Genomic DNA, 15709 nt, shown 5'->3' with positions numbered 1-15709 from the left:
AGCGGGATCGGCCCGGAGCGGTCCCCGCGGGAGCTGCGGTAGCGCACCCGGCGGACCGTGGCAAGAAATGCCCTTAGTCTTTGACGCGTGCGCATAGTTTTCGGGGCCGACGACAAGAATGAGACCACACGCGCGGTGCTCGACTACCTCTCCCGCAAGGGGCACGACGTCGAGGTGCTGCACCTGGAGCGCTGGCCCGACCTCGGGGCGGAGGTGGGGCGCGCGGTGGTCGACGGCCGGGCCGACGTCGGCGTGGTGATGTGCTGGACCGGCACCGGTACCGCCATCGCGGCCAACAAGGTCGACGGCGTGCGGGCGGCGCTGGCCTGGGACGCCTGGATCGCGCGCGGCGCCCGCCAGTGGAACGACGCCAACGTCCTCGCGATGAGCCTCAAGCGACTGTCGCCGGACGTGGCCGTCGAGGTGCTGGCGGCGTTTATCGACACGCCCGGGCCGGACCCGGACGAGGAGGAGAACATCGCGCTCCTCACCGATCTCGAAGGGCCGCGCTGAGTCTCGCGGCGAGCGCGTCCGCCTCCTGCGGGGAGACGGCGTCGCGCATGAGGGCGAAGACGCCCGGGCCGCGGTGTTCGGGCGGCAGGTCGGCGGGGCGCGGCACGACGTGGAAGTGCACGTGGCCGAAGCCGGGCTTCTCGGCGAACTGCGCCACGTAGGTGCGCGCGCAGCCGGTGACCTCGCGCAGGGCCCGGGACAGCCGCACCTGCCAGGCACCCAGCGTGGCGGCCTCGGCGTCGGTCAGGTCGGCGATCGCGGTGACGTGGCGGCGCGGCACGAGGACGAGCCAGCCCGGGAGGGCGACGCCGATGGCGTGGGCGGCCCGCCAGTGCCGGTCGGCGGCCACGGCCTCGCGCGGCGGCAGGTCGGGAAAGCGCGCCTCCTGGGTGCAGCTGTAGCAGTCGGCGATCATCGAGCGCAGCCGCCGACGTGCACGGGGCCCGCGAGGACCTCGGTCGCCACGGCGCGGCCCAGGGTCAGACCGGCCTCGTTGCTGAACTCGAAGTGCTGCCCGCCGTACACCCGCGACCGCCCGGCCTCCGTGGCCGCCGCCGCGAACCCGGGATACGCCCGCGCCACCCCGTCCGGCGCCGAATCCGTCGCGTGGCTGAACGGGATCGCGTCCGTGCAGAAGAACCCGGCCAGCACGGCCGCGCCGGCGGCGCTGTACGAGCTGTGCCCCGAGACGTACTCCGGCGAGCCGCCCGGCGAACCGGCCCGCGCCGCCCACCCGGCGTCCTGCGCGGTCAGCGGGTTGCCGTCGGTGTCGGCCTCCTGGATCGCGGTCGTCGGCCGCCAGTGCCGGTACGTGTACTTCGTGACGACCGTCGCGACCGTGGTGTCGGCCAGCGCCATGGTGAGCAGCGCGGTCAGCCGGGCCTGTTCCGGCAACGGCAGGTGCCGGGCGGCCGAGACCTCCAGCCCGATCCGCAGCCACTCGCCCGGCGGCTGGCTCGAACCGGCCGGCAGCGACCAGAACCGGTACGTCGCCAGCAGCTCCGGCTCCGCCAGCGCGGCCGAGCCGAGCAGCGCCACCTCGGCGAACGCGGCCGCGTAGCGCAGCGAGTCGAGCGCCGGCGGCGGCCCCGGCACGTAGCGCAGGGGATCGTGGACCGCGAACGGCCGCACCGTCCGGTACTGCACCCCGGACCACGCCGCGCGGAACACCCCCGGGCCGCTGCCGGCCGGCTGGCTCTCCACCGGCCGGGCGTTGTCGTCGGCCCGGGCGGCGACGACCCGTTCGCCGACGCGGGCGCCCCAGGCCGCGCCGCGGGCCACCGACGGATGTCCGCCGAGCCGCGCCAGATCGGCGTCGCGGCGGGCGTCGTAGGTGGCCACCCGGTCGGGGTCGAGCCGGACGAGGACCGCGTGCGCCGCGGCGACCGTCGCCGCCTGCGGGTCGCCGTCGCGCGGGCCGGGTCCGGGGACCAGCGCGGGTGCCCGGGTCGGGTGGATGCCGTTGACCGCGTCGTACGCGGCGACGTTGAGCATCGCGTACAGGCGGGCGGCGTCGGCGTCGGTGGCGCGGGTGGTGCGGACGGCGGTGAGCGCCAGTTCGTTCCAGCCGCGCACGCCGTCGAGGTCGGGACGGGCGGCCGTCGCGGGGACCGGGCCCAGTAGGAGGACTATCACGAGGGTCGATGCCTTCACGATGCGTACCCTCCTCCGGTCCGGCGCCGCGGCGGTCGGGCTGTCCTCGATCGGACTGCATCCCCTCCGCACCGGCCCGCCCGGGTCGGGTCGGGTGGGCTCGGGTTTCCGCGGCGCGGGCCCGGGGTAGGTTCGTGCGTCGTGGATGCTCGTGATGTTCTGGTGGAGTTGTTCGGGCGGCAGCCGGAGCTGGTGCGCACCGCCGTCGAGGGGCTGAGCGCGGAGCAGCTGCGCCGGGCGCCGGGCACCGGGGCCAACCCGGTCGGCTGGATCGTGTGGCACCTGACCCGGGTGCAGGACCACCACGTGTCGGAGCTCGCCGGCACCGGCCAGGTCTGGGTCGAGGACGGCTGGGCCGGGCGCTTCGGCCTCGCCGCCGACCCCGACGACCACGGCTACGGCCACACGCCGGAGCAGGTCGCCGCGGTGCGCCCGGAGTCCTGGCGGGCGCTCGTCGACTACCACGCCGCCGTCCTCGAACGGACCGAGAAGTTCGTGCGCGGGCTGGGCCCCGACGACCTCGACCGCGTGGTGGACGAGCGGTGGGACCCGCCGGTCACCTGCGGCGTGCGGCTCGCCAGCGTCATCGACGACGACGCGCAGCACCTCGGTCAGGCGGCCTACGTCAGGGGCCTGATCAGCACCTCCTGAGCGGCGGTGCCGGCGCCCGGCGCCTCGTCGAACGCGGCGACGGGCAGGCACGACGCGAGCCGGTACGTCAGCCGGTGCCGGTCGAACGGGTGGATGCGCACACCCGGCGCCTCCCCACGCACACGGCGCTTGCGCAACGTGACCTCCACCAGGTAGACCATGCCGTGGCGGGGCAGGTGCGGCGGATACGCCGGCTCCCACCGCCCGGGTCCGAAAACCGCCCGCAGTTCGGCCTCGGTGGGCGGGTCACCGAGCCGCGCGGGCTCCGCGCCGCCGTGGCAACACGCGACGGCCGACTCGTACGGCCTCACCGGGTAGCCAACTCCGCCGCCCGGACGGCGAGGCCGGTCGCGGTGAACGTGTGCTCCTGACCGATCGCGGACTCCGTCCGCTCGACGAGATCGCGCACCAGGTCCGGGTAGAACGGCAGCCGCACGCCCGCGCAGTCGACGTGCCGCGTCCCGGCGGCGTCCACGAGGAACAGATGGTCGCCGCCCGGCCGCCCGGCGATGTCCACGTACTTGCGCAGCTCGATGTAGCCGGCCGTGCCCAGGATGGTCAGCCGCCCGTCGCCCCACGTCGGCAGGCCGTCCGGGGAGTACCAGTCGACGCGCAGGTAGCCGTGCGCGTGTGCGTTGCGCAGCAGCACCTCGCCGAAGTCCTGGAACGCCGGATGTTCGGGCGTGGCGTGGTTGGCCACGGTGCACGCGACGATCTCCGCATCGGTCGAACCCGTGTAGAAGAGGAACTGGTCGATCTGATGCGACGCCAGGTCGGTCAGGATGCTGCCGTTGCGCGCCGGGTCGAAGAACCACGCCGGCCGGGTGGACCGCTTCAACTGGTGCGGGCCCAGCCCGATCGTCTGCACCACGGTGCCGATCGCGCCGGCGTGCACCAGTTCGCCGGCGCGCACCGCCGCGCGCACGTGCAGCCGCTCGGAGAACGCCACCACCCACCGGCGCCCCGTCCGCGCGGCCACGGCCCGGATCTCGGCGAGCTGCGCCGACGTCGTGCACCCCGGCTTCGCCACCAGAACGTCCTTCCCGGCGCGCATCGCCGCGACCGCCACCGCGGCGCGCAGGTCCGGCACGTCGGCGCTGACGATCAACGCCACGTCGGGGTCCTCGACCAGGCGCCGGGCGTCGTCGACCACGGGCACGTCGGGAAAGCGCTGCCGGCACCGGTCGAGAACCGGGTTCGGCCGGCCCGTGAAGAAGCCGGCGCAGCGGGCCCCGGCGTCGCGCAGGCCGGCGATCAGGTTCATCGCGTGCGGGTGTTCGATGCCGACGACCCCGAAGGTGATCACGGTGAGATCCTTCCATGCGTGGGTGGCGCCGGGCGGCCATCATGACGCTGTGTCGTCTGTCGTGCGCCGACCGCTGCTGTGGTGGATCAGCGGCTGCGCGCTGCTGAGCGGCGCCGGGCTGCTCTGGTTCGGGTGGTGGATCGCGCCGCGCACCGACGTCGTCGGCCTGGTGAGCACGATCGCGGGCGTCACGGGTGTGCTGGTGGCGCTCCTGTCGCTGGCGGTGGCGCTGAACCCGCCCGGTGCCGTCGACCCGGGTTCGGCGCTGGACTCGGCGGCCGCCGTGCTGCGCACGCGGGTGCGCCGGCAGTGGGACGGGGACCGGTGGCTGCCCGGCCTGCGCGACGACGTTCCGCTGAAGGTGCTGTGGACGGGGGTGGAACGCGACGTCGCGTCGCGGACGTCCCAACGGATCCCGGGTGGCGGGACCGTCGACGACCTCGCCGCCGCCTACCGCGGCCTCGCCCCACGACAACTCGTCATCATCGGCGAACCCGCCACCGGCAAGACCGTCATGGCGGTGCTCCTCCTGCTGCGCCTCCTCGACGACGAACGGGTGCCGGCCCTCTTCCCGCTCTCCTCCTGGAACCCGCTCCGCGACCCGCTGCGCGACTGGCTGGCGGCGTGCCTGGCGCAGGATCACCCGTGGCTGGCCCGGGCCGAGTACGGGTCGGACGCGGCCGCCGCGCTCGTCGCGAACGACCGCGTGCTGCCCGTCCTCGACGGCCTCGACGAGATGGCCCCGGACCTCCGCGCGGCGGCCGTGCGGCGGCTGGCGGAGGCCGAGGGCATGCCGTTCGTGCTCACCTCGCGGCCGGTGGACTACCGGGAGGCGCTGCGCGTCGGCGGGCGGGCGCTCGGACGGGCCGCCGTCGTCGCGCTCGAACCCGTCGCACCGGCGGACGCGGTGGCGTTCCTGCGCGGCGGCGAACTGCTCGACCTGCCCTCGCGGTGGAACGACGTGGCGGACGCGGCAGGCGAACCGGGACGGCCGCTCACCCGGGTGCTCACCCGGCCGCTGGCGGTCTACCTGACGCAGGTCGCCTGCCGGCAGGCGGAACCGGCCGCGGTGGCCGCGATCGGCGACGAGTCGACGCTGGAGCGCACGCTGCACGAGTGCTACGTGCCGGCGCTGTACCACGACCGGCCGGACCCGGCCCGGGTCGAACGCCACCTCGCCGTGCTGGCCCGCCACAACCCGGCCGGCGCGGACATTCCCTGGTGGCGGCCGATCGCGCCGCCGCCGGTGCTGCGCGGCCTCACCCGGGCGGCCGTCGGTCTGGCCCTGCTCCTGCTCCTCGGCGTCGACTACGGTCCGGCGATCGGCGGTGTGGTGGCGATCCTCCTCGGTCCGCGGGTCGGCACGATGCTCCTCGACGGCACGCCGCCGCGCCGGATGCGCTGGTGGCACCGGCACCTGCTGCTGGCGCTCGCCGTCGGGGCACTGGTCGCGCTCGCCTTCGTCGCGCTGGTCCGGCTGGCCGGGCCGGCGGAGCGCGCGACCGTGTTCGGGGCCCTGTCGCTCGCCACCCTCGCCGTCGTCTACGTGGCCACCGCCATGGCGTCGCGGGCACTCGACAGCACCGACCCGGTTCAGCCGCGGGCCCTGCTCGCCGGCGACCGCGCGGCCCTGCTGGCGGCCGTGGGTGCCGTCGCCGGCGCGGCCGGGCTGCGCGCCACGCTGCAGTCCGACCTCGGGCACGGGCTGCTCAGCGCGGCCCAGAGCGCCGTCTTCGTCGGCCTCGGCGTCGTGATCGGGCTGCGGCTGGGATCCGCCTGGCTGAGTCTCGGCGTCGTGCGGCTCTGGCTGGCGCTGCGGTGGGGCCTGCCGTGGCGGCTGCTCGCCTTCCTGGACGACGCCCACCGGCGCGGCGTGCTGCGCCGCTCCGGCGCGTCCTACCGGTTCCGGCACGCGGAGATCCAGGAGTACCTGGCCGGGCGGCTCGACCGGTCCCGCTGACCCGCCCGTACCGTTGAGGGGTGATCAGCATGCGGGAGCGGATCGGCGCGGTTCTCGACGGCGGCGTCGACTACGAGGCCGGGCTCGACTCCCTCACCGTCGCCCCGCCCGCCGAGGTCGACACCACGTTGCTCGCGATCCTCCGGGAGAACGGCGAAAGGCTCTGGCGCGGCGGCTGGCAGCCCGTCGAACTGCACCGCGTCGTCGCGCGGCGGAGCGGCCCGCCGGTCCCCGACCTGGTGACGGATGCGGTCGCCGCGCACCTCTCCCGGACCCGGCCGGTCGACCCGCGCTGGCGGGAGCAGGCCGATGCCCTGGGCGCGACCGTCTGGTGGGGCGACGACTATCTCGGCGAGTTCGCGCGGCGGCACCGGCTCGACCGCACGGCCGTGCTCGACCTGATGCTCACGCTGCTCGGCATCCTGCGCACGCTGCCGCGGATCGAGGTGCTGATCCCGCCGCCGGGCACCGCCGCGCGGGCACCCGCCCGGCACCTGGACTCCAAGCTGGTCCACCGGGTGCGGGCGCTGCTGGCGAAGGCGGAGTCGAGCGCGTTCCCGGCCGAGGCGGAGACGTACACGGCCAAGGCGCAGGAACTGATCGCGCGGCACAGCATCGACGAGGCGCTGGTGTCCACACAGGACGGTGGGCCGGCCGTGGTGCCGTTCGCGCGGCGGGTCGGCGTGGACCACCCGTACGAGAACGAGAAGGCGTCCCTGCTGCACGCCGTCGCCGACGCCAACCGCTGCCGGACGGTCTGGTCGCCGGAACTCGGCTTCTCCACGGTGTTCGGCTACGACGCCGACCTCGACGCGGTCGAACTGCTCTACGCGTCCCTGCTCGTGCAGGCGAACCGGGCGATGGCACAGGCGGAGCCGGCCGGCCGCAAGGCGAACAAGGCGCGGGTGAAGACGTTCCGCCGCTCGTTCCTGGTGGCGTTCGCGGTGCGGGTCGGCGAACGGCTGGCCGACGCGGCCGTCCCGGTCAGCACCGACGCGAACCTGTTGCCGGTGCTCGCGGACCGGGACGCGCAGGTGCGCGAGACGATGGAACGCGTCTTCCCGCGCACGACCCGGGTGCGCGGCAGTCGGGTGGACAGCGAGGAGGGCTGGGACTCCGGCGTCGAGGCCGCCGACCGGGTCGGCCTGACCTGAGGCGTGTGTCAGGCGAACCTGCTGCTGCGCACGGGTCCCGGGGAGAAGACCCGATCCCGCGCACCGGTGCCCGGCCAGTCCGCGCCGACCGCGCGCACGAACGCCGCGAAGTCCGCGTCGCTGTCGCCCGGGGCGATGTCGTCGTCCGGCCCGGGCGCGGCGGCCACGAGCTCGGCGGCGAGTTCTTCCTCCGGCCGGTCGTCCGGCGGGGTGCGCCCGTCGACGGTGAGGCGTTCGCCCCAGGGCGCGTGGGCCACCTGGTGCAGCAGGCCGGTGAGGTCCGCCGCGACGGCCGGCGGGTCGGTCCAGCACGACGCCTGCTCCACGAGCACGGCCCCGGGCGCCCGTTCACCCCACAGCGCCCGCAGGGTCTGCTCGTCGGAGTCGTTCAGGTCGTAGGCGACGATCACGGTGTCGGTGCGCTCCGCCGCGAACGGCACCACGGGCAGGCCCAGCACGTTCGCCGCGGCGATCCCGAGGATGCGGCTGGAGCGGTCGGGCAACGGGGACACGGTCGAGGGCGTGGATCCGGCCGCACGCAGCGCTCCGGTGAGCCGGTCGAGCGTGCGCCGGCAACTCCCCATCGAGTCCTGTAGGAACGCGTACCGCCCCGTCATCCCCTCGTCGAACCCGTACGGGGAGACGGTCGCCAGGATCGCGCCGTTGAGCACGAAGTGCCAGCCGCGCAGGTCCCGCCCGTCCAGCCGGCCCGGCTGCCCCTGCAATGCCGCGGCGCGGGCGAGCATCCCCTGCACCCGCCGGGCGGCGTGCGCCCAGTCACCGTCCGGTGTGGACAGTGCGGACGCGTACCGCCGCGCGGTGTCGAGGTCGCCGGCCTGGACCGCGTTGACGGCCACCAGGTAACGGTCCGGCCAGTCCGCCAGCACGCCGTCGTTGCCCACCAGCACCGCCACGGCCTCGGCGTAGCGGTCGCAGCGTTCGAGGGCGGCGACCAGTTCGACGATGATCGTGCGTTGGCCGGGGGCCCGCCGGTCGGCCTCGGTCAGCGCCGCGACGGCGAGCGGGGCGATGTTGCGTTCGATGCACGCGTACCCGAGGTCGTACAGCGCCTGCGGGTCCTGCGGCCGTTCGCGCACGGCGGTGGCGGCGCCCGCCAGGTCGTCGAACCCGGCCGCCTCGGCCGCCCGGCGCAGCGGTGCCAGCAGGTCCACGAGCGGCGCGCCGTCGGCGAGCCCCCGCAGCGCGCGCACGGCCCCGTACAGATCGCCCGCGTCGAGCCGTTCGTCGACGGTGTGCAGATCGGTCACGGCCGCCGAGCCTAGCCCGCGACGCGCCCACCACGCGCGCCCATTCCGCCGACCGCGGCCGTGGTCCCATGGGAGACGGCTTGACCTTGACACCGTGTCAGGTCCCAGAGTCGGACGGGTCATGTTCAGTATCGGAGATTTCGCCAGGTTGGGCCGGGTGTCGGTGCGCATGCTGCGCCACTACGACGCCATCGGCCTGCTCCGCCCAGCCCGCGTCGACCCGTCGAGCGGGTACCGCTTCTACGGCGTGGACCAGCTCGCCCGGCTCAACCGGCTGGTCGCGCTGAAGGAGCTGGGGTTCGGCCTCCAGCAGGTCCGGGACATCCTCGACGAGAACGTCGGGCCGGACGAGCTGCGGGGCATGCTGCGCCTGCGGCGCGCCCAGCTGGAGGAGCAGATAGCGGCCGACACCGCGCGCCTGACCCAGGTGGAGACACGACTCCGGTTGATCGAAAGTGAGGGTCGCATGGAGACTCAGGACATCGTGATCAAGCCCGTCGCACCCGTTCGGCTGGCCGAACTGACCACCACGGTCAGCGGCTACGACAGCGCCGAGATCGGGCCGGCGATCCGGCCGCTCTTCGGCGAACTGTTCGGCAAGCTGACCGCCGCCGGGCTGGCCCCCGCCGGCCCGGCCGTCGCCTACTACGAGGAGACCGCGGACGAACGGGTCGTCATCCACGCCGGGGTGCCGGTGACGGGTGAGCCGGCGAGCGGCAGCGGGCTCGCCGTGGCCGACCTGCCCGGCGCCGAACGGGTCGCCGCGTTCGTGCACCGGGGGTCGCTCGACACGGCCGACCGCAGCTGGCAGTCGCTGCAGGCGTGGGCCGCCGCGCAGGGCTACCGCATGGCCGGAGCCGCCCGCGAGGTCTACCTGAACGCCGGCACCGGCGACCCGGCCGAGTGGATCACGGAGTTCCAGCTGCCGATCGCGAAGTAGTCGCGAACAGGCCGGTCAGCCGGGGCACGGCGGTGCCGATCGGCTCCCGGACCACCTCGGTGGCGAGGGCGTCGTAGGGCGTCGGGTCCCGGTTGACCACGACCAGTTTCGCCCCGGCCTGCACGGCGAGCGCGCACAGCGACGCGACCGGTTCGACCTGCAGGGTGGTGCCGATCGCCAGCATCACCTGGCACGAACGCGCCACCCGCACGGCCTGGTCCAGGACGGTCGGGTCCAGGTTCTCGCCGAAGAGCACCACGCCGAGCTTGAGGATGCCGCCGCAGGTGAGGCAGCGCGGGTCGGTCTCCCCCGCGTCCACGCGGGCGATGGTCTCCGCGCTCGGCGTGCGCCGCTTGCACTTCACGCACACCACCTGGCGCATGCTTCCGTGCAGCTCCAGCACCTTGCGTTCGGTCGAGCCCGCCTTCTGGTGCAGCCCGTCGATGTTCTGGGTGAGGACGCGCATGCCGCCGACCCGCCGTTCCAGATCGGCCAGCGCGCGATGGGCGGCATTGGGCTGCGCCGACCACGCGGCGTGCCCGGCGTAGGTCAGCCAGAACCGCTCCCGCGCCGTCCGGTCGGCGAGGAACGTCTCGATCCGGAACATCGCCTCCTTGGCCGGGTCGCGGGTCCACACCCCGTCCGGGCCGCGGTAGTCCGGGATGCCGGAGTCGGTGGAGATCCCGGCGCCCGTCAGTACCGCCACACGAGTCACACCGTCCGCCCACGTCATGGCGACGAATGGTAGGCATCGACGTCCGTCCGGGCGACACAATTCCGCACCCGTCCGGCTCTTCCGGGACGTTTGCGCAGGTGTGCACTATCGAGGGGGAGGACGGATCCCCGACAGACACGCGGCACCGGTGGCACTCGTCGCCCACGCTGGCCGTCCCCCCTTGGAACGCAAAGGACACGACCGTGAGCGACCCGACCGACGGCCACGACTTACTGACCGAGCACGCCGACGACGACCGGCCCGGCACCGCACTGCGCCGCAATGTGATCATTGCCGCCGTCGTGCTCGCCTGCCTGGGCGCGATGGTCGGCACCGCGTTCGGGTTGGCGGGCGGCGGCACGCCGGGCGACAACGACGCCGCCGGGCCCAGCGTGGCGCCCACGGTCACCGTGACGGTGAGCGCGGAGCCGAGCGCCGCCGCCTCGGAGTCGCCGTCGACGACGGACGGTGGCGGCGAGTGCACCGCCAACTGCGGCGGCAACCAGACCAGCTACAAGAGCGTGCCGCACGTGGTGGGGCTGGACGAGTCGGGCGCGAAGTCGAAGGTCTCCAACGCCGGGCTCAACCCGAAGGTGACCTACGTCTGCGACGACGGCGGCGGCGAGCCGGGCAAGGTCACCGCGCAGGACCCGTCGAGCGGCACCAGCCTCGCCGCCGGCAAGACGGTGACGTTGAGCGTGCGCGGGCTGAAGGTGCCCAACGTGGTGGGCCAGCCCAAGGACTACGCGGTCTCGTTGATCAGCGAGGCCGGCTTCGGCGCCAGTTCGTCGAACAAGCCGACGTCGAGCGTGTCGCCGGGGACCGTCACGGCGCAGAACCCGTCGGCCGGTTCCTGCGTCAAGCACGGCAGCACCGTCACGATCACGGTCGCGACCGCCCCGACGTCGACGGCGTCGCCGGCCGCGCAGGGCAACGAGCACAGCAACGGCTGACCCGTATCGTCTCCGGGTGGCCACACCCCAACACATCGCGCGGCTGCGCGAGTTCGTCGGTACGGAACTGCTCATCATGCCGGCCGCCACCGCCCTGGTCCGGGACGGTGCCGGCCGGCTGCTGCTGGTGCGCCACGCCGGTGACGCGCACCGGTGGGGCATCCCGGGCGGGTGCCTGGAGATCGGCGAGACACCGGCCGCCGGGGCGGTCCGGGAGGTGGCCGAGGAGACGGGTGTCGACGTGCGGCTGCACGGCATCGTCGACGCGGTCGGCGGCCCGGGGTACGAGGTGCAGTACGCCAACGGCGACCGGGTCGCCTACGTCAGCACGATCTTCCACGGCGTGGCCGTGGGTGGGACGCCCCGGCCGGACGGCGACGAGATCGCCGAGGTGCGCTGGTTCCGGCGGGACGAACTGGCCGGGCTGGAGCTGACGTCGTACGCCCGGCACGCGCTCGGGGTGGCCGGGCTGCTGGCGCCGGATCCGGGGTTCGCGCACGAGGTGCGGGTGCGCTACGCGGACTGCGATCAGCAGGGCGTCGTCTTCAACGGGCACTACCTGACCTACGCCGACGACGCGGTCGACGCGTGGTTCACGGCGGCGCTGGCGCCCGGGTTCGACTGCATGGTGCGCAAGGCGACCGTGGAGTGGGCGTCGTCGGCGCGGCACGGCGAGACGCTGACGCTGCGGCCGCGGGTGAACCGCTGGGGGCGCACGTCGTTCGACGTGACGGTGGAGGGGTCGGTGGGGGCGCGGCCGGTGTTCGAGGCGGTGCTGCACTACGTGAGCGTGGCGCCGGGCACGGCCGATCCCACGCCCGTGCCGGACGAGGTCCGGGCGGCGCTCACCAGGAGGCCCCGGACGGTTCTGCTGACGACCGAGCGGCTGGTGCTGCGGCGGTTCACGGCGGACGACGTGGACCTGCTCGTCGAGCTGGACGCGGACCCGGAGGTGCTGCGCCACGTGCCGGACGGGCGCGCCACGCCCCGCGCGGAGGTCGAGGCGGAGCTGCTGCCGCGCTACCTGGCCTACTACGAGGTGTACCGGGGCTTCGGCTTCTTCGCGGCGCAGGAGCGGGCGAGCGGGGAGTTCCTCGGCTGGTTCCACCTGCGGCCGCCGGAGGGCGCCGACTTCGTGGACGCCGAGCTGGGTTACCGGCTGCGCAGGTCCGCCTGGGGCAAGGGGTTCGCGACCGAGGGGGCCCGCGCGCTGGTCGAGCTGGCCTTTGTCGAACTGGGGGCGCGCCGCGTGCACGCCGGCACGATGACCGCCAACACGGCCTCCCGGCGGGTGCTGGAGAAGGCCGGGCTGCGCCTGGTGCGCACGTTCCCCGAGGAAAGCCTCGAGTACGCGATGACCAGGGACGAATGGGCGCAAATGCGGTCGACGGACCTGACATGATCTAACGATGAGCGAGCGCAGCGAGCGAATCATGGGGCACTGTGCGATGGAGCCTCGTGCCGTCGGGGAGCGAAGCGAGTCGACGGCATGAGCGACGAGATCGTGCGGCGGAACCCGGCCGGCCTGCACCTGCCGCCCGGCTACCACCACGTGACGGTGGTGGCGGCGGGCCGCACCGCCTACCTCGCCGGCCAGTGCCCGCTCGACGAGGACGGCAACCTGGTCGGGCCGGGCAACTACGCGGCGCAGGCCGATCAGGTGGCGGTCAACGCGATGATCGCGCTGGACGCCGTCGGCGCCACGCCGGGGCGCGTGGTGCGGGCGGTGATCTACGTGGTCAGCGAGGCCCGCGAGGATCTCTCCCTGGTGTGGGAGGTGTTCACCGGCTCGATGCTGGGGCCGGCGTTCACCTCGGCGAGCACGCTGCTCGGCGTCAGCCGGTTGGGGTTCGACGGTCAGCTGGTCGAGCTGGATCTGACGGTCGCACTTCCCGACCGGGCGCCGTAGCGAGCGCGGCCGGCAGGGTCAGTTCGAAGCGGGCGCCGCCGCCCGGGTTGTCGGAGGCGGCGATGGTGCCGCCGTGGCGGTGCACGATCCGCTGGCAGATCGCCAGGCCCAGCCCCGTGCCGGGGAACGCCGCGTCGCGGTGCGCCCGGTGGAAGGTGTGGAAGATCGCCTCGTGCTGCCCCTCGGGGATGCCGATCCCCCGGTCGGCGACGCGCAGGTGCACCATCCCGTCGCCCTCGTCCGGCCCGGCGGTGATGTCGACCCGGGCGGTGCGGCCGGGCGGGGTGTACTTGACGGCGTTCCCCAGCAGGTTGTGCATGAGCTGGCGGAGCATCGCCGGATCCGCGTGCACGGGCGGCAGCGGCCCGATGTAGATGTCCGGCCGGTCGTCGGTGCGGCTGCCGGCGAGCACCACCGGCACCACCTCGTCGAGCACCGAACGCAGGTCGACCGCGGTGGCGTTGATGCTGGCGTCGCGGGCGGTGGCGTAGTCGAGCAGGTCGTCGATCAGCCCGCCCATGCGTGCGACGCCGGTGCAGACGCGCTTCAGCAGCGGCTGGAGCACGGCCGGGTCGGCCTCGCCGGACTGCAGTTCCTCGTCGATCAGTTCGGCGTAGCCGCCCACGCCGGCCAGCGGCGCCTTGAGGTCGTGCGCGACCACGCCGGCGAACGCCGCCAGTTCGGCCTGCTGGTCGCGCAGCGCCGTGACGTCGGAGCAGCTGCTGACCGCCCCGATGACGGCCCCGTCGGCGCCGCGCAGCGGCCGGGTGGAGACCTGCAGCACGCGCCGCGGGTAACCCGGCGGGGAGATCACCACCTCCAGGTCGTCGGCCTGCCCGCCGGCGAGCGCGATGCGCACCTGCGCGGTGTCCGACGCGGGCAGCGGCCGGCCGTCGAGCGTGGTGGCGTTGACGAGGCGTGCGGCCTCGGCCGGGTCGGGCGTGTGCGACACGTCCCCGGCCATCTCGCGGGCGGTCCGGTTGGTGCGCACGATCCGGCCGCGCGCGTCGTAGAGCACGATCGCCACGTCGACCGCGTCGATGACGTCGGCGAGGTAGGCCTCCCGGCCGGCCAGTTCGTCGCGGGTCTGGCGCAGTTGTGCCTCGGTCATGGCCCGCCGGGACAGCTCGTTGCCGAGCCGGGTGGCGGCGGAGGCGAGCACCAGGTCCTGCCGTTTTCGTTCGGTGACGTCGCGGATGACGGCCACGGCGCCCTGCCGTCCGGCGTCGGGGTGCAGCGGCCGGGCGGAGACGCTGACGTGGATCTCGTCCGGGGCGGCGTGGTTGCCGAGGAGCACCTCGACGTTGTCGACGGATTCGCCGTGCAGCGCGCGGAACAGCGGCAGCGCCGCCGCCGGGAACGGTTCGCCCTCCCGGGTCCGCAGCCCGAAGTGGGACTGCCACGCGTCGGGGCCCTCGGCGTCGATGATCCGCCCGAGGATGCGTTCGGCGGCCGGGTTGACGAGCATGAGTTCGCCGTCGGCGTCGACGACTCCCACGCCGTCGCTGATGCTGTCGAGGACGGCCTGCAGGAGGGCGGCCTGCTCCCGGGCCTGCGCCTCGCCGTCGGCGATGCGGGCGGTGGCGGCCCGGACGCGCTGCTCGGCCCGGGCCCGCCGGGTGGCGAGGATGAACACCAGCGCGCCGACGAGGGCGCTGAGCGCGGCGCCGGCGAGCGCGGCGGCCCACGGCACCCGGCTGGTGCCGCCGGGCAGCGTGGCGGCGTCGGTGTCGACGTCCAGGTACCAGCGCCGTTGCGCCACGCTCACCTCGATCTCGCGGCGCAGGTTCCCGACGGCGCCGGTGGTGCGCAGGGTGGCGACGCGGGCGAGGGCGTCGTCGGAGTCGCGCGCCCGCAGGGTGACGTTGAGCAAACCGCGGGAGGCGCGTTCGAGGGTGGTGCCGATGAAGTCCTGTCCGCGCAGGCCCATCAGCACCCAGCCGAGGAACGGCCGCTGCCCCGCCGCGTCGGTCCGCCCGAAGACGGGTGCGGTGAGCACGAACGACATCTGCCGGGCCGACTCGGGCACGTTGTTGTCCCGCACCAGCCGGTAGGTGTCCGAGACGGTCACCCGGGCGCCGCGGCGCGCTTCGAGGAGGGCCTGCGTGGGGGCGGCGATCGCGACGATGTCCCCGCCGACGGGCGGCATGGCCTGGCCGTCCAGCGAACGGCTGAAGATCGAGAAGATGTGCTCGCCGTGCCCGTTCTGGGGGCGCAACTGCAGGTCGGTGGCGCCGCGGCCGCGCCAGTACTGCTGGATGCGCGGCACGTCGGCGTCGGTGCCCGGCACCAGGTACGCGATCGAACTGGCACCGGCCAGCCCCATCCGTTCCAGCGGAGCCGTCACCTGCTTGAACGCGTCGGCGCTCAGCTCGAACGCCCCGATCGCCCCGGCGAGGGTGTCCAGGGTGTCGACATAGCGGCCGGCTTCGGCGGCCACGGTCTCGGCGACGATCGCGGCGCGCCGGTCGAGCTGTTCGGCGGCGGAGGCGCGTTCACGGCGTTCGAGGACGAACCCGATGCCGACGGAGACCAGGACGCCGGTCAGCGTGACGGCGACGGTCAGGGCGGCCGCCGAACGCATTCTCCGCCAGGGGTACCCGCGAGCCACGTAGCCATATCGTCACAATCTGTGCTTATCTGAACAAATCCCTCAGCGTGATTTCGGGGAATTAATTCTCAGCTTC

At 74.2% G+C, this 15709-nt stretch carries 15 protein-coding genes; 8 read left to right on the top strand and 7 right to left on the bottom strand.

Annotated features, from left to right (window positions below; genetic code table 11):
- Nucleotides 1-87 precede the first annotated feature (87 nt).
- Nucleotides 88-513 carry an RpiB/LacA/LacB family sugar-phosphate isomerase gene (locus Val02_RS09040; RefSeq protein ID WP_203898483.1) on the top strand — a complete coding sequence of 142 codons (426 nt, stop codon included), beginning with the start codon at nt 88-90 and terminating at the stop codon, nt 511-513.
- Here the strand turns inward: Val02_RS09040 and Val02_RS09035 are convergent.
- Complete coding sequence (locus Val02_RS09035) at nt 488-928, bottom strand: HIT family protein (RefSeq protein WP_239152616.1); 441 nt, start codon at nt 926-928, stop codon at nt 488-490. The genes Val02_RS09040 and Val02_RS09035 overlap by 26 nt on opposite strands.
- Nucleotides 925-2166 carry a vanadium-dependent haloperoxidase gene (locus Val02_RS09030; RefSeq protein WP_239152615.1) on the bottom strand — a complete coding sequence of 414 codons (1242 nt, stop codon included), beginning with the start codon at nt 2164-2166 and terminating at the stop codon, nt 925-927. Before Val02_RS09030 ends, Val02_RS09035 begins: the two co-directional genes overlap by 4 nt.
- Before the next feature lie 141 nt (nt 2167-2307).
- Between Val02_RS09030 and Val02_RS09025 the strand changes: the two genes are divergently transcribed.
- A complete protein-coding gene (locus Val02_RS09025) occupies nt 2308-2817 on the top strand; it encodes a mycothiol transferase (RefSeq protein WP_203898482.1) in 510 nt (169 codons plus the stop codon).
- Here the strand turns inward: Val02_RS09025 and Val02_RS09020 are convergent.
- Both Val02_RS09020 and Val02_RS09015 read right to left on the bottom strand, forming a co-directional pair.
- Nucleotides 2787-3128 (bottom strand): hypothetical protein, encoded by a 342-nt coding sequence (locus Val02_RS09020; RefSeq protein ID WP_203898481.1) that lies wholly within the window; start codon nt 3126-3128, stop codon nt 2787-2789. The two genes, Val02_RS09025 and Val02_RS09020, sit on opposite strands and share 31 nt — an antisense overlap.
- Nucleotides 3125-4123 carry a Gfo/Idh/MocA family protein gene (locus Val02_RS09015; RefSeq protein ID WP_203898480.1) on the bottom strand — a complete coding sequence of 333 codons (999 nt, stop codon included), beginning with the start codon at nt 4121-4123 and terminating at the stop codon, nt 3125-3127. The genes Val02_RS09020 and Val02_RS09015 overlap by 4 nt, the downstream gene beginning before the upstream one ends.
- 49 nt (nt 4124-4172) lie before the next feature.
- Between Val02_RS09015 and Val02_RS09010 the strand changes: the two genes are divergently transcribed.
- The gene (locus Val02_RS09010; RefSeq protein ID WP_203898479.1) at nt 4173-6083 is read left to right on the top strand and encodes a hypothetical protein; all 1911 of its coding nucleotides are present in this window, start codon (nt 4173-4175) and stop codon (nt 6081-6083) included.
- Between the two features lie 29 nt (nt 6084-6112).
- Complete coding sequence (locus Val02_RS09005; protein ID WP_203898547.1) at nt 6113-7237, top strand: DUF2786 domain-containing protein; 1125 nt, start codon at nt 6113-6115, stop codon at nt 7235-7237.
- An 8-nt stretch (nt 7238-7245) separates the two neighbouring features.
- Here the strand turns inward: Val02_RS09005 and Val02_RS09000 are convergent, their stop codons facing one another.
- Nucleotides 7246-8505, bottom strand: a complete 1260-nt coding sequence (locus Val02_RS09000; protein WP_203898478.1) for a tetratricopeptide repeat protein — start codon at nt 8503-8505, stop codon at nt 7246-7248.
- A 121-nt stretch (nt 8506-8626) separates the two neighbouring features.
- On the opposite strand from Val02_RS09000, the gene Val02_RS08995 reads away from it, so the two are divergent.
- Entirely contained in the window at nt 8627-9445 is an 819-nt protein-coding gene (locus tag Val02_RS08995; RefSeq protein ID WP_203898477.1) for a MerR family transcriptional regulator, read from the top strand.
- Here Val02_RS08995 and Val02_RS08990 read toward each other — a convergent pair.
- Entirely contained in the window at nt 9414-10151 is a 738-nt protein-coding gene (locus Val02_RS08990; protein WP_239152613.1) for an SIR2 family NAD-dependent protein deacylase, read from the bottom strand. The two genes, Val02_RS08995 and Val02_RS08990, sit on opposite strands and share 32 nt — an antisense overlap.
- 212 nt (nt 10152-10363) lie before the next feature.
- Here Val02_RS08990 and Val02_RS08985 point away from each other — a divergent pair, with 212 nt between their 5' ends.
- The 3 genes from Val02_RS08985 (at nt 10364) to Val02_RS08975 (ending at nt 13022) form a co-directional block, all read left to right on the top strand.
- Nucleotides 10364-11113 (top strand): PASTA domain-containing protein, encoded by a 750-nt coding sequence (locus Val02_RS08985; protein WP_203898475.1) that lies wholly within the window; start codon nt 10364-10366, stop codon nt 11111-11113.
- A 16-nt stretch (nt 11114-11129) separates the two neighbouring features.
- On the top strand, nt 11130-12515 hold the full coding sequence (locus tag Val02_RS08980) for a GNAT family N-acetyltransferase (protein ID WP_203898474.1): 1386 nt from the start codon (nt 11130-11132) through the stop codon (nt 12513-12515).
- Between the two features lie 87 nt (nt 12516-12602).
- Entirely contained in the window at nt 12603-13022 is a 420-nt protein-coding gene (locus Val02_RS08975; protein ID WP_203898473.1) for a RidA family protein, read from the top strand.
- Here the strand turns inward: Val02_RS08975 and Val02_RS08970 are convergent.
- A complete protein-coding gene (locus tag Val02_RS08970; RefSeq protein ID WP_203898472.1) occupies nt 12949-15633 on the bottom strand; it encodes an ATP-binding protein in 2685 nt (894 codons plus the stop codon). The genes Val02_RS08975 and Val02_RS08970 overlap by 74 nt on opposite strands.
- Between the last annotated feature and the right edge of the window lie 76 nt (nt 15634-15709).

Source organism: Virgisporangium aliadipatigenens (assembly GCF_016863615.1).
GTDB classification, from domain to species: Bacteria; Actinomycetota; Actinomycetes; order Mycobacteriales; family Micromonosporaceae; genus Virgisporangium; species Virgisporangium aliadipatigenens.
This window is presented reverse-complemented; position numbering and strand designations above follow the sequence as displayed.

Bases quoted from the DNA above. Each gene is read 5' to 3' on its own strand.
- Val02_RS09035 (WP_239152616.1), bottom strand. From the start codon at position 928: ATGATCGCCGACTGCTACAGCTGCACCCAGGAGGCGCGCTTTCCCGAC.
- Val02_RS09005 (WP_203898547.1), top strand. From the start codon at position 6,113: ATGCGGGAGCGGATCGGCGCGGTTCTCGACGGCGGCGTCGACTACGAG.
- Val02_RS08995 (WP_203898477.1), top strand. From the start codon at position 8,627: ATGTTCAGTATCGGAGATTTCGCCAGGTTGGGCCGGGTGTCGGTGCGC.
- Val02_RS08975 (WP_203898473.1), top strand. From the start codon at position 12,603: ATGAGCGACGAGATCGTGCGGCGGAACCCGGCCGGCCTGCACCTGCCG.